Source organism: Achromobacter seleniivolatilans, assembly GCF_030864005.1.
GTDB classification, from domain to species: Bacteria; Pseudomonadota; Gammaproteobacteria; order Burkholderiales; family Burkholderiaceae_B; genus Achromobacter; species Achromobacter seleniivolatilans.
Genome location: NZ_CP132976.1, coordinates 3870430 through 3897115 on the forward strand (window position 1 = coordinate 3870430; position 26686 = coordinate 3897115).

Sequence of the window (26686 nt, forward strand, 5' to 3'; positions counted from 1 at the left end):
GTGAATATGCAGTCCTCTCCTCCCGCTGCTGGCATTGCCGGCGCCAGCCTGCCTTTTCGCCTCTGGACGCAAGAGGAAAGACAAGCTTCGCTGAACGAGGCCCTGCAACACTGGCAATCGGGTGAAGACGTATGGGTATTTGGCTACGGCTCGCTGATCTGGCGCCCCGATTTCGACTTCATGGAGCGTCGGCTGGCAACCCTGCGCGGCCACCACCGGGCGCTGTGCCTGTGGTCTCGCGTCAACCGCGGCACGCCGGAATGCCCGGGCCTGGTATTTGGCCTGGACCGCGGCGGCTCGTGCCGGGGCGTGGTCTACCGTCTGGCCGGCAGCCAGGTCCCCAATTATTTCCCTGCGCTCTGGGAACGCGAGATGTCCACGGGCGCGTACCTGCCCCGCTGGGTCAACTGCACGACTGATGCCGGCACCGTCCGCGCGCTGGTCTTCATCATGAACCGCGACAACCCGGCCTATATCCGCGCGCTGCCCGAACCCGAACTGCTGGAAATCGTGCGCCGAGCCGCCGGCCGCTATGGCCCCTGCACGGATTACGTGGTGCAAACCGCCCAAGCGCTGCGCGCCGCCGGCATCCATGACGCCCGGCTGGACGCCATTGCGCGCCTGCTGGAACAGGACGAGCGGCCCCTGCCGGAAAGCGCGTAACACCCGCCGCCCGCCTCAATGCGGAAAACTTGCTTGAGACCTGAGCGGGGTCAATAAGGGAGCAATAGCCCAAGCGGTATAAACTCCCTGTTATCAACGCTGACCCCCACGCCCCATGTCCGTCTCTGATCTGCGTCAAAGCTACGAAAAGAACGTCCTGCTGGAAACCCAGGCTGCGGCCTCGCCGTTCCAGCAATTCACGCGCTGGTTTGATGAAGCCTTGGCCGCCAAGGTGCCCGAACCCAACGCCATGACCCTGGCCACGGTGGACGAAAACGGCCAGCCCAGCGCCCGCATTGTCCTGATCAAGGGCTTTGACGAGCAAGGCTTCACGTTCTTCACCAATTACGAATCCCGTAAGGGCCATGACCTCGTGGCCGAGCCCCGTGCCTGCCTGTTGTTCTTCTGGCAGCCGCTGGAGCGTCAGGTCCGGATCGAAGGCGTGGTCGAAAAAGTCGCGGCTGAAGAGTCTGACGCCTATTACCACAGCCGGCCCGCCGGCTCGCGTATCGGCGCCTGGGCTTCGCCCCAAAGCCAGCCCATCACCCGTGAAGCGCTGGAAGCCCGTGAGCAGGAATTCCGCGAACGTTTCGGCGAACAGCCGCCGCGTCCGCCGCACTGGGGCGGTTACCGCCTGAAGCCCACGGCCATCGAATTCTGGCAAGGCAGGCCATCACGCCTGCATGACCGCCTGCGTTATGTCGCGGACGGCCCAGCCTGGAAAATTGAACGGCTGTCGCCGTGATGCCGGGCGCCCTGCGCGCCCGCTCGAATTAAGCTACTGCATGCCCGCCTCCTCCCCTGATTTTGACGCCGCTTTTTTCCGCACCGCGCTGGGCCGTTACGCCACAGGCGTAACGGTCGTGACGACCGCCGGCCTTGATGGCGCGCCCATCGGGCTGACGGTCAGCTCCTTTAATTCAGTCTCGCTCAATCCGCCGCTGGTGCTGTGGAGCCTGGCGCGGACGTCGTCCTCGCTTGAGGCTTTCGAGCAGTGCGAACGCTACGTCGTCAACGTACTGGGCGCCGACCAGATCGCGCTGGCGCGCCGTTTCGCCACGGGCAAGACGCCCGACCGCTACGCCGGCCTGACCGTACACCACGCGCCGGGCGGCACGCCGATGCTGGATGGCCACTGCGCCGCGTGGTTTGAATGCCGCAACCGCAGCCGTTACGTGGAAGGCGATCACATCATCATGGTGGGCGAAGTGGAACGCTGCGGCCATAGCAACGTACCGCCGCTGGTTTTCCACGCGGGCGGTTTCGACCTGACCCCGGCGGGCGCCCCCTCCGAAAGGAAAGCCTCATGAGCGTGGACGTTGATTGCGTCGTCATCGGCGCGGGCGTCGTCGGCCTGGCGATTGCGCGCGCCCTGGCGCAATCCGGCCGCGAGGTCCTGGTAGCGGAAGCCACCGAGGCCATCGGCACGGGCACCAGCTCACGCAACTCTGAAGTCATACACGCTGGCATCTATTACCCCGCGGGCAGCCTCAAGGCCCGCCTGTGCGTGCGTGGCAAGCATCTGCTGTATTCGTACTGCGCCGAGCGCGCCGTGCCGCACAAACGGCTGGGCAAGCTGATCGTAGCCACCGACCGCGAGCAAGCCACTCAGCTGGAAGGCATCGCCCAGCGTGCCCGCGCCAATGGCGTGGATGACCTGCAATACATTTCCGGCGAAGAAGCCATGCGCCTGGAGCCCGCGCTGCAATGCACGGCAGCGCTGGTATCGCCGTCCACCGGCATCGTAGACAGCCACGCGCTGATGCTGTCGTTTCAGGGCGACGCCGAAAACGCGGGCGCCCAATGCGTATTCCATACGCCGCTGGTGTCCGGCCGCGTGCGCCCCGAAGGCGGCTTTGAGCTGCAATTCGGCGGCGACGAAGCAATGCAACTGACTTGCAATGTGTTGATCAATTCGGCAGGACTGCAGGCGCCGGCCTTGGCCCGCCGCATTGACGGCGTGCCGCCTGCAAGCATCCCCACCGATTATTTGTGCAAAGGCAGCTATTTCACGCTGTCTGGCCGCGCACCGTTTTCCCGCCTGATCTACCCCGTGCCGCAACATGCTGGCCTGGGCGTGCATCTGACGCTGGACCTGGGCGGACAAGCCAAGTTCGGTCCCGACACCGAATGGGTCGGCACCGAGGACTACACGCTGGACCCGGCCCGCGCCGACGTGTTCTACGCAGCGGTCCGCAGCTACTGGCCTGCCTTGCCCGACGATGCGCTGGCGCCCGGCTACACTGGCATCCGCCCCAAGATCTCCGGCCCGCACGAACCTGCCGCCGACTTCGTCATCGCCGGCCCCGGCGTTCACGGCGTGGCCGGCCTGGTCAATCTGTTTGGCATCGAATCGCCCGGGCTGACCTCCAGCCTGGCGTTGGCCGAAGAGACCCTGGCGCGGCTGGCAGCCTGATCCCGCCTCTAATTTTTCTTAATTCAGCCCATTCCCGCACCATGCAGCACAACGACTACATCTTGACCCTGTCCTGCCCCGACCGCACGGGCATCGTCTACCGCGTCAGCGGCCTGTTGTTTGAATTGGGTTGCAACATCCTGGATTCCCAGCAGTTCGGCGACGAAGAGACGGGCCGCTTCTTCCTGCGTGTTCACTTTGACCTACCCGTCAGCGTGGCTGCCGATGACCTGCGCGCCCGCCTGGACGCGATGTCCGGGGAATACGGCATGGAGCTCAAGCTGCATGATGCGCGCCGCAAGGAACGCCTTTTGATCATGGTCAGCAAGCAAGGCCATTGCTTGAACGACCTGCTGTTCCGCGTCCATAGCGGGCATTTGCACGCCGAAGTCGCCGCCATCGTGTCCAACCATAACGACTACGCCAGCCTGGCGGCGTCCTATGGCATCCCGTTTCACTACCTGCCCGTCACGGCGGAAACCAAGGCGGAACAAGAACAACAGGTGCTGGCCATCGTCGAGCAGTCCAACACTGACCTGGTGGTGCTGGCCCGCTACATGCAGATCCTGTCGGCGGATATGTGCCGCGCGCTCAATGGCCGCGCCATCAACATCCACCACAGCTTCCTGCCCAGCTTCAAGGGCGCGCGCCCCTATCACCAGGCGCATGCGCGCGGCGTGAAGATCATTGGCGCCACTGCTCACTACGTCACGTCGGATCTGGACGAAGGCCCGATCATTGACCAGGACATCGAACGCGTGGACCACACGATGACCGCGCAAGATCTGACCCAGGTCGGCAGCGACATCGAATCGCTGGTGCTCTCGCGCGCCGTTCGCAGCCATGTCGAACACCGCATTCTGCTGAACCGCAACAAGACGGTTGTGTTCCGCTGATGCTCAACCCGCCCCGCCAGACATGCTCACCGGCGGGGCGCTGGACGGAAATTGCCGCGCCACCAGCGCCACCGCCTTGTCCTGCAGGGGCGATCGCGCCAACGTGGGCCAGATCGCCTGGCTGACCGAACGGGCCTCATGTTCGAAGGCGATAAAACGGGTGCCCGCCAAGCCGCTGCGCGACAGGCACGCCGGTACGATAGACACCCCCAAGCCTTGCGACACCAGGGACGCCACGCTCAGCCAATGCCGCACTTCGTGCCGGATGACGGGCATGAACCCTGCCGACACGCACATCGATAACACCGTTTCGTAATAGCTGGGCGACGCCGCGCGCGCAAAAAACACAAAATCATCCTCGGCCAGATCCGTCAGGCTCAGTGATTCCTGCCCCGCCAGCGGATGCGATTCGGGCAGGCAGACCACGAACGGTTCGGCCATCAGATCGCGCGCCAGCACGCCTTCCGGAACGGGATTCGCGTGGATAAAACCCAGGTCCAGTTCGCCACGGCGAACCGACTCAATCTGATCGTGGGAATTCAATTCGGTCAGTACGTGTTCAACGTCGGGCAGCGTGGTCCGCATGGCCGTGAGCAGCGCCGGCAAACCCCGATACAGCATCGACCCCACAAATCCTATGCGCAACCTGCCGTGCAGCCCGGAATCCACCCGTTGCACCAGGGTGCGGACCTCTTCAGCCTGACGCAGCAGGGTCAGCGCCTCCCGGTAGAGCACATGACCAGCGTCGGTCAGCTCTACATGCCGGCTGGTACGGGCCAACAACCGGGCTCCCACATTGTCCTCAAGCTGCCGGATGGCATAGCTGAGCGGCGGTTGCGATATGTGCAGGCGTATCGCGGCCCGGCTGAAGTGGCGTTCTTCGGCCACGGCGATGAAATAACGCAGCAAGCGCGGGTCCAAGTCCAAGGTTCCCTCCCACGATCTATATTTTTTATGGATAGTTCTACACGGAAACGGTATTTGTATAGATTAATCGACTCTAGCACCATCGGCCCATCTTCCCCGTTTTGTGCAGGATGCCGCCATGGATACCCCCGTCAAGACTATTGCCCCCGCCGTCACAACGGTTCCAGACTCCCGCGGGCTGAATTTGTTCAACGCCGATCCGTACGCGGCGGCCCTGAGCCAGCGCTATCTGCCCCCCGCACTGCACGCTCACCTGTTGCCGCATCTGGAACGGCTGGGCGGACTTGCTGGCGGCGCGATGGACGCACTTGCTGCGACGGCGGACAAGCATCCGCCCACGTTGTCGGTGCGCAGCCGGGCCGGTACGGACGAGTCCCGCGTCGACAAACACCCGGCCTACGTTGAACTGGAACGCCTGGCGTACAGCGAATTCGGCCTTGCAGCGCTATCCCATCGCGGCGGAGTATTGGGCTGGCCCGAGCCCATGCCCGCAGCAGCGAAATACGCGCTCAGCCACCTTTTCGTGCAGGCGGAATTTGGCCTGTGCTGCCCGGTCAGCATGACTGATTCGCTGGCACGCACCCTGCGCAAGTTCGGTGACCCGGCGCTGGTCGAACGCGTTTTGCCGCAAGTCACGTCCCAGGATTTCGATACGCTGCGCCAAGGCGCCATGTTCATGACGGAACAAGGCGCGGGTTCGGACGTCAGCGCCACCGAAGTCACCGCCGAAGCCCAAAGCGACGGCACCTGGCTTATCCACGGCGACAAATGGTTCTGCTCGAACCCGGACGCGGGTTTTGCCATGGTGCTGGCTCGCAGTGAACCGCAAGCGGGCCTGAAAGGCGTATCGCTCTTTCTGCTGCCGCGCGACCTGGCCGATGGCACACACAACCACTACCGCATCCTGCGTCTTAAAGACAAGCTGGGCACGCGGTCGATGGCAAGCGGTGAAATCCGGCTGGAAGGCGCCGTGGCTTGGCTGGTTGGCGAACGCGGCCGCGGCTTCAAGCATATGGCCGACATGATCAACAACTCGCGCCTGTCCAACGGCATGCGTGCCGCCGGCCTGATGCGCCGTGCGGTCACGGAAGCCATCTACGTGTCGCAACACCGCCGCGCCTTCGGCAAACGCCTGATCGATATGCCGCTGATGCGGCGCCAACTGGTCAAGATGACCGTCTGGGCAGAGCAGGCTCGCAGCGTCATGTTCCAAACGGCGCGCGCCTTGGCCGATGCCGACCACGGCGCGGCCGATCCCGCGCTGGCCCGCATCCTGACCCCGCTGATCAAATTCCGCGCCTGCCGCGACGCCCGCAAGGTAACGGGCGACGCCATGGAAGTACGCGGCGGCTGCGGCTACATCGAAGAATGGACCGAACCCCGTCTGGTGCGCGACGCGCATCTGGGTTCTATCTGGGAAGGCACCAGCAACATTGTGGCGCTGGACGTGCTGCGCGCCATCAAGAAAGAAAACTCGCTGCCAGCGCTACGGGCGCACATCGAACGCCTGCTGACGGAAGGCGCGCCTTGCGCCCCGGCATTGGCCGCGCTACAGGCAGAGGCGCTGGACAAGACCTTTGCGCTGGCCGACCATGCGGCCCAAAACGATCACGCCGAACTGGCGCGGCAGGCGGCCTCGCTGCTGTACCACGCGGTGTCCATGGCCGCGCTGCGATGGGAAGCCACAGGCGCCGGGCTGGAAAGCCGGGCTGTGCTGGCCGATCAGGTGCTGATCCACCGCCTTGCGCCACGCGACCCCTTCGCCATCCCCGAAGACGAAAGCGCGGCCTGCCAGACCATCTTGCAGTACGCGCTGTAAGAAGCGCCGCTAAACACGCTGACTGCCTCTGACGAAGACGTTTTTATCAGAGCGCAGCGCAGCGATAAAGAACGCCGGCGGCACAGCCGGCGCATCCCTACAGGAGACAAACATGAAGCCCTTTTTTGCCCCCCTGCTGCTCGCAGCCGCCGTCATTGCAGCCCCCGCGTCGTCCGCCATGGCCGCCGATGCCTATCCCACGGCGCGTCCCATCACGCTGGTCGTGCCCTTCCCGCCCGGCGGTCCCACCGACGCGTTGGCGCGGCGGCTGGCCGAAAAACTGCGTGAGCCCTTGAAGCAGAACGTCATTGTTGAAAATCGCAGCGGCGCAGGCGGCAATATCGGATCGGAATACGTGGCGTCGGCCAAGCCCGACGGCTACACCATGTTGTTCGGCACGTCGGGCCCGCTGGCGATCAATGTCAGTCTGTACAAGAAGCAGAACTACAACCCCGAAACCAGCTTCGCGCCGATCATCCGCATCGGCCATCTGCCCAATATCCTGGTCGTGAACCCGTCGGTACCAGCGAACAATGCGCAGGAACTGATCGCCTACGCAAAGAAGAACCCCGACAGGCTCAGCTACGCCTCGTCCGGCAACGGCGCCTCGTCCCATCTGGCGGGCATTCTGTTCAACCGCATGGCCGACACCAAGATCATGCACATTCCGTACAAGGGCACGGGGCCGGCGTTGAACGACTTGTTGGGCGGACAGGTATCGATGTCCTTCACCGACATCCTGACCGCGCTGCCTTACATCAAGGCGGGCAAGCTGCGCGCCATCGGCCTGGCCAGCGCCCAGCGCTCCGACGCCCTGCCCGACCTGCCGACCTTGTCGGAGCAGGGACTGAAGGGTTATGACGTTAGCGTCTTCTTCGGCATCGTCGCGCCCAAAGGCACTCCGGACGATATCGTGAACACCTTGAATCAGGCCTTCAAGACTGCGCTTTCCGACCCTACCGTCGAGCAGACCTTGCGCATGCAGGGCATTGTCGAAGCCCAAGACCAAACCCCGCAGGGCTTGGCCACTTTCATCACCGCTGAAGTGCCCAAATGGCGCGACCTCATCACCAGCGCCAACGTTTCCATTGACTGAAGCTGAATCCCACATGGCCCCAACCCTACCGAATGCCGGCGCCCTGGCCGGATGCAAAGTGATCGATCTGTCCCGCGTTCTGGGCGGTCCTTATTGCACGCAGATTCTGGCCGATCACGGCGCCGACGTACTGAAGATCGAGCCGCCCGGCGGCGACGAAACCCGGGGCTGGGGCCCGCCCTTTCTGGGCGACACGGCGTCCTACTTCATTGGCGTCAATCGCAACAAAGAAGGCATGACCCTAGACCTGTCGCAGCCATCGGGCCAAGAGTTGCTGCGCCACTTGTTGGCGGATGCCGACGTGCTGGTCGAGAACTTCAAGCCAGGCACGCTGGAAAAATGGGGCTTGGGTTATGACGCCTTGAACGAGGCCTTTCCCAAGCTGATCCACTGCCGCGTCAGCGGCTTTGGATCAGACGGTCCGCTAGGGGGACTGCCCGGTTATGACGCCTGCGCGCAAGCCATGTGCGGATTGATGAGTGTGAACGGCGACGCCGACGGCGATGCCACACGTGTGGGACTGCCGGTGGTAGACATGGTGACGGGCTTGAACGCAGCTGTTGCCATTCTGCTGGCATTGAACGAACGCGGCCGCAGCGGTTTGGGGCAATTCCTGGATATCACGCTATACGACTGCGCGCTGTCGTTGTTGCATCCGCATGCCGCCAACTATTTCTACAGCGGCAACGTGCCCAAGCGCAGCGGCAACGCGCATCCGAACATCGCCCCTTACGAAACGCTGCCGACTGCCAGCGGCCCGATCTTTCTGGCCGTCGGCAACAACCGGCAATTCGCGCTGCTGGCGCAAACGCTCAACGCGCCAGCCATGGCGACGGACACGCGTTACGCCTCCAACGCGGACCGCCTGCAACACCGCCAAGCATTACGTGATGATCTGTCTGCACTGTTGGCAGATCAGGATGCCGCCGCGCTGTCCGACCGTTTGCTGCGCGCAGGCGTTCCGGCAGCTGCGGTGCAGACCGTGGATCAGGCCTTGGCGCATCCGCACACCAAGCATCGCGGCATGGTGCTTGAACACGGCGAATACCGAGGCGTGGGTTCCCCGATCAAGCTGTCTCGAACCCCGGCATCGTTGCGCAAATTACCTCCTGCGCTGGCGCCGCTATCCCATCAAGAATGACGCTACGCGTAGTCTCTCGCCCGGCTCACGCCGGGCTTTTTTTGACGGTTCGCCAAAGGGCCCGCCGCAAGAGTAAAACCCGTTGGAAAAGGTGTTATCAGCCGCCCTTGGCCAGACCTTCGCGGCGCGGGTCCACGCCGCCTTGCAGGCCCTGATCATCGATGACGATGCCGTGAATGCCGCTGGGAAACTCGGTGATGTGCACCGGGTGCCCCATGCGTTCAAGCGCGGGCGCCAAGGCTTCCAGCGCTGTGCCTTTCTCAAGCTCGGTGTCTTTATTGCGACTGCCCATGTTGGGCAGCGAAATCGCCGTCTGAATATCCAGCCCCCAGTCCAGAACACCCACAAGCGTCTTGGCGACGTAGTTGATGATGGCGCTTCCGCCGGGCGAGCCCACCAGCATGTAGGGCTTGCCATCGCGCAGCACGATCATTGGCGCCATGGCGCTGCGCGGCCGCTTGCCCGGTTCAATGCGATTGGCGACAAGCCGGCCTTCGGGATCTTTGAACGATGATGAAAAGTCCGTCATTTCGTTATTCAGCAGAAATCCGCGCACGAAGATCTTGCTGCCGAATTCGCTTTCAATCGTGGTCGTCATGGTCAACGCATTACCCTGATCATCCACCGCCACCAGATGACTCGTGGACGGCAATTCCAGCGCATTGTCACGGCCCAGCGACAGCAGCTTGCCTTCCGGGTCTCCGGGCAGTGCTACCTTCATGCTGCGGTCGGCCTGGATCAAGGCGCCCCGCTTGCGCAGGTAGGCCGGGTCCAACATGGCGCGCACAGGCACCTGCACGAAATCCGGGTCCGCTACGTAAAAGTCTCGATCCGCAAAAGCCAGCCGGCCCGCTTCGGAAAAGTAGTGCACGGCTTGCAGCGAACCGGGCGCATATGAAGCCATGGGGAACTGCTCGAGCTCGCCCAAGATCTGCAACACGGCGATAGGCCCGCTGCTGGGCGGCGCCATGCCGCACAACTGATAACCCCGATAGGCGCCACAGACGGGCTCGCGCGTCTTCGCGCGGTAACCCGCCAGATCAGCCAGGCTCAGGTCGCCAGGCGTGGCGTGTCCATGCACGGCGGCGACAATATCGCGTGCGATGCCGCCTTGGTAGAACGCGTCAGCGCCCTCTTCGGCCACGGCGCGCAAGGTGCGTGCGAATTCCGGATTCTTCAGTACATGCCCCACTGGCCACGGCGCGCCATCCGGCGCGTAGAAATAAGCGGCGGCGGCAGGCTGCTTGGGCAGCGCCTTGTTGCCGGCCAGCAGCGTGTGCAAACGCGGCGAGACGGCAAAACCTTGTTCAGCCAAGCGTATCGCCGGCTGGAACAGATCGGCCCAAGGCAGCACGCCCCCGTCCTTGTGCGCTAGTTCCAGACCCCGCAACAGGCCCGGCACGCCCACAGACATCCCGTTATTGACTGCCTGCGCAAATGGCACCGGTTTGCCGTGCGCATCCAGAAAGCGATCAGGACGGGCGGCGGCGGGCGCGGTCTCGCGGCTGTCGTAGGTTTGGATGCGTCCGGTCTTGGCCGAATACATCACCATGAACGCGCCACCGCCGATTCCAGAGGATTGGGGTTCGACCAGATTCAGTACCAGTTGAGTCGCAATTGCGGCGTCGACCACGCTGCCGCCCCGGCTTAGCATCTCGTCGCCTGCCTGCGTCGCCAGCGGGTTGGCAGACACCATCATGTAATGCTGAGCTCGGACCACTTCACGCGCGCGGACACCGCTGGCAGCCTCGGGGTTCTGGTCTTCGGCCGCGCGGAAAGACCGCGGCCATGCGGCGGGCGCCGTAGCCATCAAGACAGCAAGCAGGAAGGCGGCAACGGGCCGGCAGGCGCGCATGGTCAGCTCCAAAGTAGCGCCGGCATGCCGGCAGACGTCCATGATAGTCAAGCGGCCTGCCACTGTCTTGCCGCCGCTGGCTCGTGCCCCGGCGCCCATCCGACATAGAATCGCGGTTTAGACCTAGCCATCCGACGAGTCATGCGCCTGCGCCATATCGAGATCTTCGAAGCGATCCGCCGTACCGGTTCATTGACCGAGGCGGCCGCCGCGCTGCATATCTCGCAGCCCGCCGCCAGCAAACTGCTCGCGCATGCCGAAACCCAATTGGGCTTTAAGCTATTTGAACGTGTCAAAGGCCGGCTGGTCGCGACGCACGAGGCCGAGATCCTGACGCCCGAAGTCGCGCGCCTGAATCAGGACTTGAACAGTGTGCGCAGGTTGGCCGCCAGCCTGCGAGACCGGCCCAACGCGCATCTGCGCCTGGGCTGCGCCCCTGCCCTCGGGCTGGGGCTGTTGCCAGGCGTCATCCGAGACAGCCGTGATGCGCAACCTGGCATCACATTCGATATCCACACCCATCACAGCGCGGAACTGGTGCAGGGGCTGCTTACGCGCGAACTGGACCTGGCCGTCACTTTCGACACGAACGACTATCCCGGCCTGACCCGCATCGGCCTGGGCCATACGGAGCTGGTCTATCTCAGCCGCAAGCCTGCATCCGGCGCCATGCGCTTGTCGGAACTGCAAACACTGTCTGGCAATACGCTGATCGTGCTGGACGCCGGCGATGCGTCCGGGGCGCTATTGCAGCTGGCGCTGGATGCGCAAGGGCTGACGCCGGACGTCGCCATTCAGGTGCAGACCCACTATGTAGCCTGCGCGCTGGTGGATGCCGGTTGCGGCGACGCCATCGTCGACGCCATTACTGCGCAGGCCATGCTGCGGCCAGGCATGGTCTTGCGCCGTCTGGAACCCGCGTTGCGCGTGCCACTCAGCATCATGGTCCGCAATCAAGATCCGTTGTCCGCCTTGCATCGTGACCTGATCGACCGGCTGCGCGCCGCTTGCGACACACGCCTGGCGGCGCTGGCAGACATGACCTGAGCGCGCCAGACGCGCCAAACGATAAGGGGCGCCCGAAGGCGCCCCTGAATACTTAGCAGCAGAAGCAGGCGTGAGGGCCTGCCCCGCGCAGCATCAATCCAGCTTGATGTTCTGCTTCTTCACGACGTCTTGCGCCCAATCAAACTGCTCTTTGATTTCCTTGGCGAACTCTTCCGGCGTGTTGCCCGACGGAGCCGAGCCCTGGTCGTCCAGCGCCTTGATGACCTTCGGGTCCTTCAAGGCCACGACAGCAGCGTCACGCAGCTTGTTCACGACTTCCATCGGCGTGCCCTTGGGGGCCAGCAGACCGTACCAGACGGGCTGGTTCAGCACCGGGAAACCAGCTTCCTTGAACGTCGGAACGCCCTTGACTGCCGCAATTTCGTCAGGCCATGCAATGGCCATGGCGCGCAGCTTGCCCGCCTGGATTTGCGGCATCGACGACGGCAGGTTGTCGAACAGGATTTCGATCTGGCCGCCGACGGCATCCGCCACGGCCGGGCCAGAGCCCTTGTAGGGCACGTGCACAATATCCGTGCCCGTGGCCATCTTGAACGATTCGCCCATCAAGTGCAGCACGCCGCAAGTGCCCGAGCTGCCATACGAGTACTTGCCGGGATTCTTCTTCAGTTCTTCGATGAAGCCCTTGAAGTCCTTGGCCGGAAACTTCGGATTCACTGCCACCACGTTGGCGGTGTTGGCGAAGTTGGTGACCGGCTGGAAGTCCTTGATCGGATCGTACGGCAGATCCTTCGGACGGCAAGCCGGGTTCACAGCCATCGTCGACACGGTAGCGATGGACAGCGTGTAGCCGTCGGCATCCGCGCGCGCGGCTTCGGATGCGCCAATCGCGCCACCCGCACCGCCCTTGTTTTCCACAACCATCGGCTGGCCAAGTTCCTGGCTCATGCGCTGCGTCACCAGACGCGCGATGATGTCGGTGGAACCGCCGGGCGCGAACGGAACGATCACGCGGATGGGTTTGCTGGGGTACTTGTCGGCAGCATGCGCGACCGAGGCGCCAAGCGTGCCGGCGGCGCCGGTTGCCACGGCGATAGCCACGGCCAGGGAGCGAACTTTATTCATAGGTGTGTTTCCTCCAAGATTGCGAGCCCGTATGTAAACGGACCGTTTTGAGATGGTCGCGTCTGTAGACGGGCCAGCAGATAACGGTGGGGGCGCATTGCATCTGTACAGTGTGAATCGCACTGCGTTTATAGGTTGCTTGTGGCAGACGCGCCCGCCGGAATGACGGAGAATAGCAGCAAATGCTTACACCCGCATAGGCGCGCCGATCCCCGGCCAACGCTCTACAAAAACACTCCTGAGACATGTCGGTTGCCCTTCTGGTTTTCCCTGATTTCATGCTGGTTGCGCTGGGTTGGGCGCTGCGTCACAAGCTGGGTTTCACGCGTGAATTTTTTGCGGGCACCGAGCGCCTTGTGTACTTCGTGCTGTTCCCTGCGTTGCTGTTTCAATCCATTCTGCGTACGCCGATCACGGCAGGCAATGCGGCCATGTTGTTGCAGGCAACGGCGGCCGTTGTGGCGGCAGGCGTAGCGATGGCCTGGCTTGCCGGACTGGTGCTGCGGCCGTCCTCGCTGGGCCTGGCGTCTTCTGCCCAATGCGGCTTCCGCTTCAACACTTATATCGGGCTGGCGCTATCAGCCAGTCTGGCGGGCGCACAAGGCCAGACGGTGATGGCGCTGATTATCGGCTTCGCGGTACCCATGGCCAATGTGGCCGCGGTCTATGGCCTGGCGCGGCACAGCGGCGGCAATCTGTTGCGCGAACTGGCGCGCAACCCGCTGGTGATCTCCACGCTGGCCGGTCTGGCCTGCAATCTGGCTGGCCTGCATTTGCCCGGCCCCGTCGACACCGTGCTGGTCCGGCTGGGCGCGGCCGCCATCGCGCTGGGCATTCTTTGCGTGGGGGCCAGTTTGGCGTGGGAAGGCGGCAAGGGCTATGGGTCGCTGATCGCGTGGATGCTGGCAGTCAAGCTCATTGCGCTGCCCGCCGTGGCATTGCTGGTGGCGCATTTGCTGAACCTGCCGCCGCTGGAAGCGCAGATGCTGCTGCTGTTCGCGGCGCTGCCCACCGCGTCCGCCGCCTACGTGCTGGCGATGCGCATGGGCGGCGACGGCCGCATGGTGGCCGTTCTGATTTCTTTGGGCACGTTGTTTTCAGCGGTCACGATTCCGATGTGGCTGCTGTTCACCGGCCACGTCTGACAGCCAAAGAAAAATGGCCACCCACAGGGGCGGCCATTTCACCGTCAGCGCCGTAAATTACGACGGCTTATGGGCGTTGGTCATTGATCCCGGCACGACCCACTCGGCGAATTGCGCGTCGGTCACATAACCCAGCGCCAGCGCCGATTCCTTCAGCGACAACCCTTCCTTGTGCGCCTTCTTGGCAATCTGCGCGGCCTTGTCGTAGCCGATATGCGGATTCAACGCTGTCACCAGCATCAGCGAACGGTCCACCAGTTCAGCGATGCGCTCGTGATTCGGTTCGATGCCCGCGGCGCAATGCTCGTTGAAGCTGGCCATGCCATCCGTCAGCAAACGCACCGATTGCAGGAAGTTGTGGATCACCAGCGGCTTGAACACGTTCAATTCAAAGTTGCCGCTGGCGCCGCCGATATTGATTGCCACGTCATTGCCCAGCACTTGCGCGGCCAGCATCGTGATGGCTTCGCACTGGGTCGGATTCACCTTGCCCGGCATGATCGAGCTGCCCGGTTCGTTCTCGGGAATGCTGATTTCGCCCAGACCCGAACGCGGACCGCTGGACAGCCAGCGCACGTCGTTGGCGATCTTCATCAGGCCGGCTGCCAGAGACTTCAGTGCGCCGTGCGCAAACAGCAGCGCTTCGTGCGAGGCCAGGGCCTGGAATTTGTTCGGCGCCGACACGAAGGCCGTGCCGGTGGCGTGCGCCAGATCAGCCGATACCTTGACGCTGAATTGCGGGTGCGCGTTTAGACCCGTGCCCACCGCCGTACCGCCAATGGCCAGTTGATGCAGGCCGGGCAAGGTCGCGCGGATTTGCTGCTCCGCCAGATCCAGCTGGGCGACATAACCGGACAGTTCCTGGCCCAGGGTCAGCGGCGTCGCGTCTTGCAAGTGCGTGCGGCCGATCTTCACGATGTCGTAGAACTCGGCGCTCTTGGCTGCAAAGGTTGCGCGCAGCGCCTTGAGCGACGGCAGCAGGTGGTGCTCGACCTCGACCGCGGCAGCCACGTGCATGGCAGTCGGGAAGGTGTCATTGGACGACTGGCCGCGGTTGACGTGGTCATTCGGGTGCACCTTGCGCTCTTCGCCGCGCACACCGCCCAAAATCTCCGAAGCGCGATTGGCCAGCACCTCGTTCATGTTCATATTGCTTTGCGTGCCCGAACCCGTCTGCCACACGGACAGCGGGAACTCATTGGGCCATTTGCCGTCGATGACTTCGTCGGCCGCGCGGATGATGCCGTCGGCGATTTTGGGATCAAGTTCGCCCAGATCGGCATTGACCTTGGCCGCTGCGCGCTTCAGACGCGCCATGGCGTTGACCAGGGGTACAGGCATCTTCTCGGTGGAAATCGCGAAAAAATGCAGCGAACGTTGCGTTTGGGCGCCCCAGAGGTGATCCTCGGGGACTTCGATCGGCCCAAACGTGTCTTTTTCGATGCGGGTCTTCATGGCGCGTACAACTCCGTGGCGGCGTCAGTCGCGGCCGGCGGCGTCCGCCGTCACGACATATTGAGAATAGCAATCACTTATAAGGTTAGCAGAAACCCGCATTCCTATAATTGCAGAAATCCGTATTCCCTCCACCGTTTTTTACCACTCGCCCAGCGCCATGTCCGCCCCTCTTTGCAGCCTGACCTTGCACCTGCCCGACGAAGCCGCCACGGAAAGCTTGGCGCGGCAGCTTGCCCCGCTGGTTTCCACGGGCCAAACCGGCCCGACAGGCGCTTGTATCCACCTTCAAGGGGACCTCGGCGCAGGAAAGACGGCCTTCACCAGGGCATTGTTGCGGGAATGCGGCATCACAGGCCGAATCAAAAGCCCTAGCTACGCACTGCTTGAATCCTATAAAGTTTCTAACTTATACTTCTATCATCTTGATTTTTATAGATTTAGTGACGCGCGCGAATGGTTGGACGCAGGATTTCGAGATTTACTGCGCGAAGATGCGGTCGTATTGATCGAATGGCCGGAGCGAGCCGAGGGCCTTTTGCCCCCTCCCGACCTGCTGGTTTCCCTGGCCTATGAAGGCGAGGGACGCAACGCCACCCTGACCGCGCATACCGCTCGAGGACAAACATGGTTGAACGCGATTGTCCCCCCCCCGCCCAAGACGGCGCCCTTCCCTCGGCAGGCGCCACCCGGCGCCGCCTGATCAGCGTTGCTGCCACCCTGCTCGTCCTGCCGGTACTGCCGCGCCTGGCGCAGGCGGCAACGATTCTGGCCGTTCGTACCTGGCCGGCCGACGAATACACCCGGGTCACGCTTGAGCTCGATAGCGAGCTGAAGGCTGAACAGTTCACGCTTGAAAACCCCCACCGGCTGGTGGTGGATATCGAAGGGCTGACGATCAGCGCGGCCTTGAACGATCTGGTGTCCAAGGTCCGCCCGGACGATCCCTACATCCAAAGCCTGCGCGTGGCGCAAAACCGCCCGAATGTGGTGCGGCTGGTGTTCGACCTGAAGCAGCCCGTGGCGCCCCAGGTGTTCACGCTCAAGCCCGTGGCCGACTATCAGTACCGGCTGGTGCTGGACTTGTATCCCAAGATCGCCCAGGACCCGCTGATTGCCATCCTGAACAAAAGCGGTCCCGACGCGGATGATCCGCTGGCGCGCATTCTGGAAGACATCCAGCGCAACCCGGCAACCCGCGCCGACCCTCCGGAGCCCCCGCGGGTACGCGGCCAGCAACCCGCGCCCCCGCTGCCCACCGCGCCCAAACAACCGCCAGCCACGGCTGGCCGCGGCAAACAGCGCATGCTGACCATCGCGCTTGACCCCGGCCACGGCGGTGAAGATCCGGGCGCCATCGGCAGCAGCGGCTTGCGTGAAAAAGACGTGGTGCTGCGCATTGCCCGGCGTCTTAAGGCGCTGATCGATAGCCAGCCGTTCATGCGCGCCTACCTGACCCGCGACGACGACTACTTCGTGCCGCTACATGTGCGCGTGCAGAAAGCCCGCCGCGTGCATGCGGACCTGTTTATTTCCATTCACGCCGACGCCTGGGTCAAACCTTCGGCCAACGGCTCATCGGTGTTCGCGCTGTCTCAACGCGGCGCCACCAGCGCCCAGGCGCGCTGGATGGCCGATAAGGAAAACGCGGCCGACTTGATCGGCGGCGTCAACCTGGGCAGCCACGACCGCCAGGTGGCCAAGGTGCTGTTGGACCTGTCCACTACCGCGCAGATCAATGATTCTCTGAAGGTGGGCAACGCCTTCCTGGACGAAATCAGAAAGATCAACCGGCTGCATAAAAACAGTGTCGAACAAGCCGGCTTTGCCGTGCTGAAAGCGCCGGACATCCCGTCGGTGCTGGTCGAAACCGCCTTCATCAGCAACCCCCAGGAAGAGGCGCTGTTGAAAAGCCAGGCTCACCAGGACAAGCTGGCCCAGGCCATGATGACCGGCATCCAGCGTTATTTCACCGCCAACCCGCCGCTCGCCCGCCTCGACGTCAGCTGATTGGTAAAACGAATGAGCGCTACACCCGCAGAACGGATGTAGCGCTCATCGTTTACACGCGTGGGAAGGGCGGGTTCCTTTAGGAACCCTCGCGCCTCACCTGTCTACGCACGCCGCGATTTGATCAGCTTGAACACTGCTGCCCCCACCACGGGGACGACGGCTGCGGCCAGGCCCAGCAGCACGATGGTGTTCAGGTGTTCGCGCACCAGCGGAATATTGCCAAAGAAATAACCGGCGCCCACCAGGCTGATCACCCAGAACAGCGCGCCCAGGATGTTGAACATCTGGAATCGCGCCACCGACATATCGGCAACGCCCGCGACAAACGGCGCAAACGTGCGGACAACAGGAATAAAACGCGACATGACGATCGTCTTGCCGCCATGCTTTTCATAGAAAGCATGGGTACGCATCAGCGCGCCTCTGTCCAGAAAGCGCAGATTCATCGAGAACACACGTGGCCCGATATAGCGGCCTATCATGTAGTTCAGCGAGTTCCCCGTGATGGCAGCAACAATCAGCAGCACGGCCATCAGAATAGGATCGATATGGCCCGTGGCACCGAACGCGCCGGCGATGAACAGCAGCGAATCCCCCGGCAGAAAGGGCAGCACCACCAGGCCGGTTTCTGCGAACACGATCAGAAACAGCACCAGGTACACCCACACGCCATACTGCTCGACCCAGACGCCCAGCGTCTTGTCGATGTGCAGCACCATATCGAAAAATTCAAGCATTGAAGCAATCCTGGTTCTGAAGGGTACGAATCGCCCCAGACTATAGCCCACCGGGTCATGACGCTAAAATCATCCACACAGCTACATCAGACTCGAGCCTAATGACCGAACGCCGTTCCATTCTTGCGCTTCCAGACCTGCTCATCAGCCAGATCGCCGCTGGCGAAGTGATCGAGCGGCCCGCCTCCGTGCTCAAGGAAATCCTTGAAAACGCGATCGACGCGGGCGGCCGTGCCATCGAGGTACGGCTGGAAGGCGGCGGTATCCGGCGCATTGCCGTCACCGACGACGGCGGCGGCATTCCGCCTGAGGAACTGCCACTGGCGCTGGCCCGCCACGCCACCAGCAAGATCCGGTCATTGAATGAGCTGGAGTCGGTAGCGTCCATGGGATTTCGTGGCGAAGCGCTGGCGTCGATTTCGTCCGTGGCCCAGGTCACGATCATTTCCCGCACCCGGGACGGTGAGCACGCCTGGCAGATCGACGCGGGCAGCATGCAGGTCAGCCCCGCATCCGGCCCCCCCGGCACCACCGTGGACGTGCGCCAACTGTTCGACGCCGTGCCCGCCCGCCGCAAGTTCCTGCGTTCCGAAGCCACGGAATTCGGTCACTGCGTCGACGCCATGGAACGCATTGCCCTGGCGCATCCGCAAATCGCCTTCCGCCTGTTCCATCATGACCGGGCGCAACGCCAATGGCTGCCCGCCGAACCGCCCCAACGCATCCGCGATGTGCTGGGCGCGGAATTCGCCGAACACGGCCTGCTGCTTTCGCATTCGGTGGGCGCCGTCAGTCTGGCCGGCATGATTACCCGCCCGACCGCCGCGCGCGCACGGGCCGACCGCCAGTACCTGTACGTCAATGGCCGCTACGTGCGCGACCGCACGGTCAGCCATGCGCTGCGCGCCGCCTACGCCGATGTGCTGCATGGTGACCGCCAGCCCGCCTATGTGCTGTTCCTGGATATTGACCCGGCTGCCGTGGACGTGAACGTGCATCCGGCCAAACATGAAGTCCGGTTCCGCGACAGCGGCGCCGTGCACCGCTTTGTGTCGCACGCCGTCGGCCAGACGCTGGCACAGACAGGCGGTTCGTCCGCAGTCACGCCCGCGGGCCAAGACGATGCCGAAGACGGCGGATTTGAAACGGTGGCGCGCGCCACCGCCTCGGATGCCGCCGCAGGGCAAGAGTCTGGCACGGCCCAGACGGACGCTTCGCAACACGCGCCCGCCTACCCCACGCAGAGCGTGGGCGCAGCTCCGTCAGCCGCTGCTCCACGCCCAGGTTATACCGGTAGCGCGGCGCCTTACGGCCTGCGTCCGTCGCCGGCCCCGCAGCGCACGCATACCCAGGTGCCGTTCCGCTTGCACGCCGAGCCCGCCGGCATCCCCGCCGCGGACTGGCAATCGCTTTATCGCCCGTTAAGCGACGATGCGGCGGCCAAGACCACGCCGCTGCGCGAACCCTCGCCGGCCGCCAGCCTGCCCGCCGATGAAGAACACCCCTTGGGCATGGCGCTGGCGCAACTGCACGGCATCTACATCCTGGCGCAAAACCGCCGCGGCATGGTGCTGGTAGACATGCACGCGGCTCATGAACGCGTTGTCTACGAACAGTTGAAGCAGGCGCTGGACGCCCGCAGCCTGCCGCGCCAGGACCTGCTGGTGCCTGTGGTGTTCCACGCGCAGGAAAAGGACGTGGCCATCGTTGAAGAATTCGAAGAGCAACTCAGCGACCTGGGTTTTGAGATGCGCCCGTCCGGGCCCACCTCGGTAGCCGTGCGTTCCGTGCCCGCCATCCTGGCGCGTGGCGACATCGAAACCCTGGCCCGCGCCGTATTGCGCGACCTTGGCGCCGTGGGTGTGTCGCGCCTGTTGACCGAACAACGCAACGAACTGCTGTCCACCATGGCCTGCCATGGTTCCGTACGCGCCAACCGCAAGCTCACTCTCGAAGAGATGAATGGCTTGCTGCGCCAAATGGAGGCCACCGAGCGCGCCGATCAATGCAACCACGGCCGCCCGACCTGGGTGCAGTGGTCCGTGTCGGATATCGACAAGCTCTTTCTACGCGGGCAATAAGTTTGTCGTCTTCCCTGCCCCCTGTTTCGCCGCCGGTCATCTGTCTGGCCGGCCCCACCGCCGCTGGCAAAAGCGCATCCACACTGGCGCTGGCCGAGCGCTGGCCGATGGAAATCATCAACGTCGATTCCGCCACGATTTATCGCGGCATGGACATCGGCACCGCCAAGCCTTCGCTAAAAGAGCAGGCGCAAGTGCCCCAGCATCTGCTGGATATTCGTGATCCCGCGCAGTCGTATTCGGCGGCAGAATTTCGCGCCGATACGCTCCGTCTGATCGACGACATCCGCTCGCGCGGGCGCATTCCCCTGCTGGCAGGCGGCACCATGATGTACTACAAGGCGCTGCGTGATGGCCTGGACGACCTGCCCCAGGCCGATCCGGCCTTGCGAGCCGAGTTGGAAGCGCGTGCCGCCATCCAAGGCTGGCCAGCGCTGCATGCCGAGCTGGCGCTGCTGGACCCGGCGACCGCCGCCAGGCTGGCGCCCAACGACAGCCAGCGCATCCAGCGCGCGCTTGAAATATGCCAGTTGACGGGTCAGCCCATGTCGGCGCTTTTGCAACGTGACCAGCGCAAGCCCGACGACAACGACAATCAGTACCTGACCATCAGCCTGGAACCCTCTGACCGCGCAGCGCTGCATGCGCGCATCGAACAACGCTTTGATGCCATGCTAGCCCGCGGCCTGATAGACGAGGTGCGTGGCCTGCGCGCACGGCCTGATCTGCACCCAGGGCTGCCATCCGTTCGTTGCGTGGGGTATCGCCAGATGTGGGCGCACCTGGATGGCGAGGTCGATCTGGATACCGCCCGCGAACAGGGTATCGCCGCGACGCGCCAACTCGCCAAGCGCCAGATCACTTGGCTACGCGCCCAGCCAGACCGGGTCATTGTGGACTGCCTGGCCGCCGATGCCGTGGCGCAAACCATAGATGCCGTCGCGGTGGCGTTAGCGGGCCGGTCTTAGCGCGGCCCGCGCCGCAGCATGCCGTTTCAGGAAAACGGGCGGTTGAAAATCGGGCTTGCCTCGTTGCCAAGCACGAGATTCACGCCCAGCACCCGCTCTTTGGCCGAGTATTCCTTCATGACGCTGCTTAACGCATCATCCAGGCCGCCATTCCAGGCCAAATACCCAATCAAATAAGACGCCGCCAATTCACGCCATGAACTGAACTGCTGCTGGATGAGCATGCCGGTCGTGGCCAGATAACCCTGGGCCTCGTTCTCGGTCAGATGGCCGCAGGAAAACGAGGCGCGCGCCAGCCAGGATGCCCGGATAAGGTCAAAGGCCGTAACGACTTCATTGCCTTGCGGCAGCGCCGCTGATTGATGGCTGGCCAGATAGTCGCGAAAGCGTTGCAACGTTTCATTGTCATGCACATCGCCAAGCGTCAGGTGCGCGCCCTCGGTTGCGGACGTCAGCAGGTGGTCGATTTGCAGCATGGCCGTGGCGCCGCTGGTGATATCCCACGAAGACTCCATGCTGTAACCCAGGATTTTCTTGGCTTCCTTATCGTCAAAGTTCAGGATTTCGAGCGAATTGACGTAGCAGTCTCCAGTCGCGCCCGTGGTTTCCGTCACCATGTAGAGCGATTCAGCCGCGGCCGAGAAGCGCTCTGACGCTGCGCGAAGCGCGAATTTCGGAGCAGGATTTTTCAACTTGCTCAGATCGAATTCAGGGATGGTGCGCTTGAGTTTCCACTTCAGGAAGATCTTGCCCATTTCCCACAACGCGCCCACCGACAGCACAACAAGAAAAATATAGAAGGCGATCTTGTCGTCGACCAGTCCGAACTGAAAATGAGCGATCAGAAAAACGACGAGAGCAAGGGTCAGCCGTACAGATTTAGGATTCATTTGATGGATTGTGTAGCAGGCGCGACTCGCGGCTCGGACATCGAGCGGGGGTCGGCAATCAGGATGGCGGCGACCGTATTACGAACGCCGAGGGTGCCATTGATTTCACCAAAGCCACCCTGCCCTCACAATAGGACGCATCCTAATTTTCCGCAGCGTCCACAAGACAGAAGCTCAATCGCAATGAAAAATGCCCGCCAATCAATGGCGGGCATTTTGCTTCCAGCAAACCGGGTGGATTTACACCACGAAGGTCTGCGCCATGCCTTCTGTCTGCTCGACGATTTCGCCGATCTTGTTGACGGTTTCGCCTTGCTCGCGCAGCGTCGCAGCGATGGCATCGGCCTGCCCCGCGTCCACCACCAGCACCATGCCGATGCCGCAGTTGAAGACGCGGTGCATTTCAGTGTCTTCCACGCCGCCCTGCTCTTGCAGCCACTGGAACAGCTTGGGCATTTCCCAGCCGTCGCGGTTCAGCTTGGCCGACAGGCCGGCTTGCAGGATGCGCGGCACGTTGTCCAGCAGACCGCCGCCGGTGATGTGGGCCAGGCCCTTGATGCTGGTGCCATGCTTGGCCAGCGCGGCCAGCACTTGCTTCACGTAGATGCGGGTCGGCGCCATCACGACATCAACCAGCGGCTGGCCGTGGAAGTCGTCGGTGGGCTTGGCGCCCGCGCGTTCCAGAATCTTGCGCACGAGCGAGTAGCCGTTTGAATGCGCGCCGCTGGACGCCAGGCCCAACACCACGTCGCCCGGTTTGATCGACTTGCCATCGATGATCGCGGCCTTTTCCACCGCGCCCACTGCAAAGCCGGCCAGATCGTATTCGCCCTCCGGGTACATGCCGGGCATTTCGGCGGTTTCGCCGCCGATCAGCGCGCAGCCCGACAGTTCGCAGCCCTTGGCAATGCCGCCCACCACCGACGCCGCTGTATCCACCGACAACTTGCCGCAGGCAAAGTAGTCCAGGAAGAACAGGGGTTCGGCGCCCTGCACCAGGATGTCGTTCACGCTCATGGCGACCAGATCGATACCCACGGTGTCGTGGCGGTTCCAATCAAAAGCCAGGCGCAGCTTGGTGCCCACGCCGTCGGTGCCCGACACCAGCACGGGTTCGTTGTACTTCTTCGGCACTTCGAACAAAGCGCCAAAACCGCCGATACCGGCCAGCACCCCGGGGCGCATGGTGCGCGCAGCGAGGGGTTTGATACGGTCGACCAGGGCGTCGCCTGCGTCGATGTCGACACCGGCATCGCGGTAGGTCAAGGGAGCTTTAGGTTGATTCGTCATGAGAAATGCCGTGGGGTATGTAACAATTGCTGGGAATTGGGGTGGAATGCCCTGCATTTTACGTTGTTGCGGGCCTGAGCAGGGTTGGGCACGGCCCGGCGCTGCGAAAGCGGCTGGGACCAGCAGCGCCATCCGAGGGGTAAATAGGGCGCAAACCCAAGCCAGGCAAAGCGCTCGGACGCGACACTATCCCCCCAGGTGGTTTAAAGTGTTGGGTTGGCCGGTATTGATTTTGCCAGTTTCTGGCAACTAAAGCCGTAACCTGCCCTGTTTTTTGGCTTTTCCGGCACCTCTACACCCGTTTTGCGTGCCGCTGCGAGAACCCGCGCGGGCCTGTCCGCGCGAGGGTTTTTGGAAGTTCCGAACAAGCCTGATTGATAACCTCTCATGAACCGCCAGCTGCTGCTCGACGTTCTTCCCGCGCCAGCGCCATCGCTGAACAACTATATCGCCGGCCCCAACGGGGAAGCGCTGGCAGCCGTGCGCGCGCTCAACCCGGGCCGCGCCTTGTACATCTGGGGCGCGGCGGGCTGCGGGCGCACCCATCTGCTGCGCGCCCTGACCGCGCGGCCCGACGCCGTCTTCATTGACAACGCCAACGGCGAAACGATGCTGCGCCGCCTGGCTGAAGCCGATTCAAAGTCGCCCATGCCCAAGTTCGTGGCCGTGGACGACGTGCACCGCATGGACGACAGCCGTCAGGCTGCCTTATTTGCCCTGTATAACCGCTGGCGTGAGTCTGCCGCCACGGGCCGCGCCTTTGCGCTGGCGCTGTCGGGCGACCGGGCCCCGCTGTCGATGCCGCTGCGTGAAGATCTGCGCACCCGGCTGGGCTGGGACCTGGTCTTCCGCCTGGACCCGCTGTCGGACGCCGACAAGCTGGCCGCGCTGTCCGCCCAGGCCTCCGAGCGCGGCATGCACCTGGCGCCTGAAATCATTAATTGGATGCTGACTCACCACGAGCGCGACATCCGAAAACTGGCCGCGCTGCTTGACGCGCTGGACCGCTATTCCCTGGCCACCGGCCGTCCTATCACCCTGCCATTGCTGCGGGCCATGCTCGCAGATCCTGATTCACAACGCTCATGACTTCCCGACGTCTCGCCCTGTTCGACCTGGATCACACCCTGCTGCCGCTGGATAGCGACTATCAATGGGCCGACTATCTGGCACGCACAGGCCGTGCAGGCGACCCCGCCGAAGCCCGCCGCCAGAACGACGACCTGATGGACCGCTACAACCGTGGCGAACTCACCGCCGAACAAGCTGCCGAGTTCATGCTCGGTCTGCTGGCCGCCCATACGCCTCACGATCTGGCGGATTGGCACGAAGCGTTCATGCGTGAAGTGATCCGTCCGTCCATCACCCCCGCCGCGCGCGAGCTGGTGGAGTCCCACCTTGATGCCGGCGACCTGTGCGCCATCGTCACGGCCACCAACAGCTTTGTCACCGCCCCCATTGCCCGCGCCTTCGGCGTGCCGCATCTGGTGGCCACGGACGCCGAATACCTGCGCGGCCGCTATACCGGCCGCATTCTGGGCACGCCCAGTTTCAAGGAGGGCAAGGTCGTGCGGGTGAACGATTGGCTGGCCGGCATGGGTTTGGGGCTTGCGGATTTCCCCGAATCGTTTTTCTATAGCGATTCGGTCAATGATGTACCGCTGCTCGAGAAGGTGACCCGCCCGATCGCCGCCAACCCCAGTCCTACCCTGCGCAATATTGCCCAGGAACGCGGCTGGCAAGTGATCGACTTGTTCGACCACATGGAAGATTCGAAGTCCTAAATGATCACTGACACCATAAAAAAATTCGTTGGCCGACTGTTCGCGCCGACACCCAAGGGGCCGTTGCGCATAGGGCGCGACAAGCACGGCATTGATCGCCGTAACGTTTCGCGCCACGCCATCAAGGTCTGCGAAGTTCTGCGCCAACATGGCTACGAAGGCTATATCGTCGGCGGCGCGGTGCGTGACCTGATCGTGGGGCTGGAACCCAAGGACTTTGACGTGGCCACCAACGCCACGCCCGAGCAGATCCGCCCGCTGTTTCGCCGCGCCCGCATCATCGGCCGCCGCTTCCAGCTGGTGCACGTGGTGTTCGGCCAGGAAATCATCGAAACCTCGACCTTCCGCGCTCCGGCCTCGGAAGACCAGGAAACCGACGAGCACGGCCGCATTCTGCGCGACAACGTATTCGGTTCACAGGAAGAAGACGCCAAACGCCGCGACTTCACCATGAATGCGCTGTATTACGACCCGCACAACGAGGAAGTCATTGACTACCACAATGGCGTGGCCGATCTGAAAAAGCGCCAGGTCCGCATCATTGGCGACCCGGTCAAGCGTTACCGCGAAGACCCGGTGCGGATGCTGCGCGCCGTGCGTTTCGCCGCCAAGCTCAATGGCACGATCGACCCGGCCACGCGCCAGCCGATCAGCACGATGGCCGAGCTGATTGAAAACGTGCCGGCCTCGCGCCTGTTCGACGAAATGCTCAAGCTGCTGACCTGCGGCCATGCCATGGATTGCCTGCGGCAGTTGCGCGCAGATGGCCTGCATAACGGCCTGCTGCCCTTGCTGGACGTGGTGCTGGAGCAGCCAGGCGGAGAGCATTTCGTGGAATTGGCGCTGGAACGCACCGATGCCCGCGTGCGTGCCGGCAAGACCATCAGCCCCAGCTTCCTGTTTGCCGCACTGCTGTGGCAGCAAGTTGATGTGCGCTGGAAACAGTTGCGCGCCCAAGGCGAGCACACCATTCCCGCGCTATCGCAGGCTGCCGATTCCGTCCTGGACGAGCAAACCGAAAAACTCGCGATCCAACGGCGCTTCTCGTCCGACATGCGCGAAATCTGGTTCATGCAGCCGCGTTTTGAGCGCCGCATGGGCAAAACCATTTTCCGCATGATCGAACAGCCGCGTTTCCGCGCCGCCTGCGACTTCCTGCAACTGCGTGCCGCCGCCGGCGAGTTCGACAGCGTGCTGGCGCAATGGTGGATGGATCTGGCCAATGCCGACGACGTCACCCGCGCCGACATGATCGAAGAAGTATCCCGTCTGCCGCGCGAAGCCGGCGACTCGGCTCCCGCAGCATCGGCCCCGCGCAAGCGCCGCCGCCCGCGCCGCTCGTCGCCTCGCGGCGCCGCGCCCAGCGCCGAGTAATCC

Annotated in this window: 24 protein-coding genes; 17 read left to right on the plus strand and 7 right to left on the minus strand. The window is 63.2% G+C overall.

The window, feature by feature from the left end; genetic code table 11:
* From RAS12_RS17425 to purU, 5 genes are all read left to right on the plus strand, one after another.
* Positions 1 to 663 (plus strand): gamma-glutamylcyclotransferase, encoded by a 663-nt coding sequence (locus RAS12_RS17425; RefSeq protein WP_371321205.1) that lies wholly within the window; start codon positions 1 to 3, stop codon positions 661 to 663.
* A 115-nt stretch (positions 664 to 778) separates the two neighbouring features.
* The gene (gene pdxH, locus RAS12_RS17430; protein ID WP_306937506.1) at positions 779 to 1408 is read left to right on the plus strand and encodes a pyridoxamine 5'-phosphate oxidase; all 630 of its coding nucleotides are present in this window, start codon (positions 779 to 781) and stop codon (positions 1406 to 1408) included.
* 40 nt (positions 1409 to 1448) lie between these two features.
* On the plus strand, positions 1449 to 1973 hold the full coding sequence (locus tag RAS12_RS17435; protein ID WP_306937508.1) for a flavin reductase family protein: 525 nt from the start codon (positions 1449 to 1451) through the stop codon (positions 1971 to 1973).
* On the plus strand, positions 1970 to 3079 hold the full coding sequence (gene lhgO, locus RAS12_RS17440; protein ID WP_306937509.1) for an L-2-hydroxyglutarate dehydrogenase LghO: 1110 nt from the start codon (positions 1970 to 1972) through the stop codon (positions 3077 to 3079). Before RAS12_RS17435 ends, lhgO begins: the two co-directional genes overlap by 4 nt.
* Positions 3080 to 3120: 41 nt before the next feature.
* Positions 3121 to 3975 (plus strand): formyltetrahydrofolate deformylase, encoded by an 855-nt coding sequence (gene purU, locus RAS12_RS17445; RefSeq protein WP_306937510.1) that lies wholly within the window; start codon positions 3121 to 3123, stop codon positions 3973 to 3975.
* Positions 3976 to 3978: 3 nt separating this feature from the next.
* Here purU and RAS12_RS17450 read toward each other — a convergent pair whose 3' ends face one another.
* Entirely contained in the window at positions 3979 to 4902 is a 924-nt protein-coding gene (locus tag RAS12_RS17450; protein WP_306937511.1) for a LysR family transcriptional regulator, read from the minus strand.
* A 118-nt stretch (positions 4903 to 5020) separates the two neighbouring features.
* Between RAS12_RS17450 and RAS12_RS17455 the strand changes: the two genes are divergently transcribed.
* From RAS12_RS17455 to RAS12_RS17465, 3 genes are all read left to right on the plus strand, one after another.
* A complete protein-coding gene (locus tag RAS12_RS17455) occupies positions 5021 to 6721 on the plus strand; it encodes an acyl-CoA dehydrogenase family protein (protein ID WP_306937513.1) in 1701 nt (566 codons plus the stop codon).
* A gap of 112 nt (positions 6722 to 6833) precedes the next feature.
* Positions 6834 to 7817 (plus strand): Bug family tripartite tricarboxylate transporter substrate binding protein, encoded by a 984-nt coding sequence (locus RAS12_RS17460; RefSeq protein ID WP_306937515.1) that lies wholly within the window; start codon positions 6834 to 6836, stop codon positions 7815 to 7817.
* Positions 7818 to 7830: 13 nt separating this feature from the next.
* Positions 7831 to 8958 (plus strand): CaiB/BaiF CoA transferase family protein, encoded by a 1128-nt coding sequence (locus RAS12_RS17465; RefSeq protein ID WP_306937517.1) that lies wholly within the window; start codon positions 7831 to 7833, stop codon positions 8956 to 8958.
* Between the two features lie 97 nt (positions 8959 to 9055).
* Here the strand turns inward: RAS12_RS17465 and ggt are convergent, their stop codons facing one another.
* Complete coding sequence (gene ggt / locus RAS12_RS17470) at positions 9056 to 10813, minus strand: gamma-glutamyltransferase (protein ID WP_306937518.1); 1758 nt, start codon at positions 10811 to 10813, stop codon at positions 9056 to 9058.
* Positions 10814 to 10954: 141 nt separating this feature from the next.
* Here ggt and RAS12_RS17475 point away from each other — a divergent pair, with 141 nt between their 5' ends.
* The gene (locus RAS12_RS17475) at positions 10955 to 11860 is read left to right on the plus strand and encodes a LysR family transcriptional regulator (RefSeq protein WP_306937520.1); all 906 of its coding nucleotides are present in this window, start codon (positions 10955 to 10957) and stop codon (positions 11858 to 11860) included.
* Between the two features lie 93 nt (positions 11861 to 11953).
* Here RAS12_RS17475 and RAS12_RS17480 read toward each other — a convergent pair whose 3' ends face one another.
* Positions 11954 to 12946 carry a tripartite tricarboxylate transporter substrate binding protein BugE gene (locus RAS12_RS17480; RefSeq protein WP_306937522.1) on the minus strand — a complete coding sequence of 331 codons (993 nt, stop codon included), beginning with the start codon at positions 12944 to 12946 and terminating at the stop codon, positions 11954 to 11956.
* A gap of 245 nt (positions 12947 to 13191) precedes the next feature.
* On the opposite strand from RAS12_RS17480, the gene RAS12_RS17485 reads away from it, so the two are divergent.
* Entirely contained in the window at positions 13192 to 14091 is a 900-nt protein-coding gene (locus tag RAS12_RS17485) for an AEC family transporter (RefSeq protein ID WP_306937524.1), read from the plus strand.
* A gap of 57 nt (positions 14092 to 14148) precedes the next feature.
* Here RAS12_RS17485 and fumC read toward each other — a convergent pair whose 3' ends face one another.
* Positions 14149 to 15546, minus strand: coding sequence for a class II fumarate hydratase (gene fumC / locus RAS12_RS17490; protein ID WP_306937526.1), 1398 nt, complete (start codon positions 15544 to 15546; stop codon positions 14149 to 14151).
* Between the two features lie 160 nt (positions 15547 to 15706).
* Between fumC and tsaE the strand changes: the two genes are divergently transcribed.
* Both tsaE and RAS12_RS17500 read left to right on the plus strand, forming a co-directional pair.
* Positions 15707 to 16249: a tRNA (adenosine(37)-N6)-threonylcarbamoyltransferase complex ATPase subunit type 1 TsaE gene (gene tsaE / locus RAS12_RS17495; protein ID WP_306937529.1), complete on the plus strand. Its 543-nt coding sequence runs from the start codon at positions 15707 to 15709 to the stop codon at positions 16247 to 16249.
* On the plus strand, positions 16174 to 17556 hold the full coding sequence (locus RAS12_RS17500; RefSeq protein ID WP_306937530.1) for an N-acetylmuramoyl-L-alanine amidase: 1383 nt from the start codon (positions 16174 to 16176) through the stop codon (positions 17554 to 17556). The genes tsaE and RAS12_RS17500 overlap by 76 nt, the downstream gene beginning before the upstream one ends.
* 104 nt (positions 17557 to 17660) lie before the next feature.
* Here the strand turns inward: RAS12_RS17500 and RAS12_RS17505 are convergent, their stop codons facing one another.
* On the minus strand, positions 17661 to 18296 hold the full coding sequence (locus RAS12_RS17505) for a VTT domain-containing protein (RefSeq protein ID WP_306937531.1): 636 nt from the start codon (positions 18294 to 18296) through the stop codon (positions 17661 to 17663).
* Between the two features lie 101 nt (positions 18297 to 18397).
* On the opposite strand from RAS12_RS17505, the gene mutL reads away from it, so the two are divergent.
* Positions 18398 to 20377 (plus strand): DNA mismatch repair endonuclease MutL, encoded by a 1980-nt coding sequence (gene mutL, locus RAS12_RS17510; RefSeq protein WP_306937534.1) that lies wholly within the window; start codon positions 18398 to 18400, stop codon positions 20375 to 20377.
* Positions 20378 to 20379: 2 nt separating this feature from the next.
* On the plus strand, positions 20380 to 21345 hold the full coding sequence (gene miaA / locus RAS12_RS17515) for a tRNA (adenosine(37)-N6)-dimethylallyltransferase MiaA (RefSeq protein ID WP_306937535.1): 966 nt from the start codon (positions 20380 to 20382) through the stop codon (positions 21343 to 21345).
* A gap of 26 nt (positions 21346 to 21371) precedes the next feature.
* Here miaA and RAS12_RS17520 read toward each other — a convergent pair whose 3' ends face one another.
* Positions 21372 to 22235, minus strand: a complete 864-nt coding sequence (locus tag RAS12_RS17520; RefSeq protein WP_306937537.1) for a DUF1266 domain-containing protein — start codon at positions 22233 to 22235, stop codon at positions 21372 to 21374.
* 240 nt (positions 22236 to 22475) lie between these two features.
* Positions 22476 to 23525, minus strand: coding sequence for a phosphoribosylformylglycinamidine cyclo-ligase (gene purM, locus RAS12_RS17525; protein WP_306937539.1), 1050 nt, complete (start codon positions 23523 to 23525; stop codon positions 22476 to 22478).
* A 387-nt stretch (positions 23526 to 23912) separates the two neighbouring features.
* On the opposite strand from purM, the gene hda reads away from it, so the two are divergent.
* The 3 genes from hda to pcnB are packed head-to-tail and all read left to right on the plus strand — an operon-like array spanning position 23913 to position 26683.
* Positions 23913 to 24614, plus strand: a complete 702-nt coding sequence (gene hda, locus RAS12_RS17530) for a DnaA regulatory inactivator Hda (protein WP_306937541.1) — start codon at positions 23913 to 23915, stop codon at positions 24612 to 24614.
* A complete protein-coding gene (locus RAS12_RS17535; protein ID WP_306937543.1) occupies positions 24611 to 25309 on the plus strand; it encodes an HAD family hydrolase in 699 nt (232 codons plus the stop codon). The genes hda and RAS12_RS17535 overlap by 4 nt, the downstream gene beginning before the upstream one ends.
* Entirely contained in the window at positions 25310 to 26683 is a 1374-nt protein-coding gene (pcnB, locus tag RAS12_RS17540; protein WP_306937545.1) for a polynucleotide adenylyltransferase PcnB, read from the plus strand.
* Positions 26684 to 26686 lie beyond the last annotated feature (3 nt).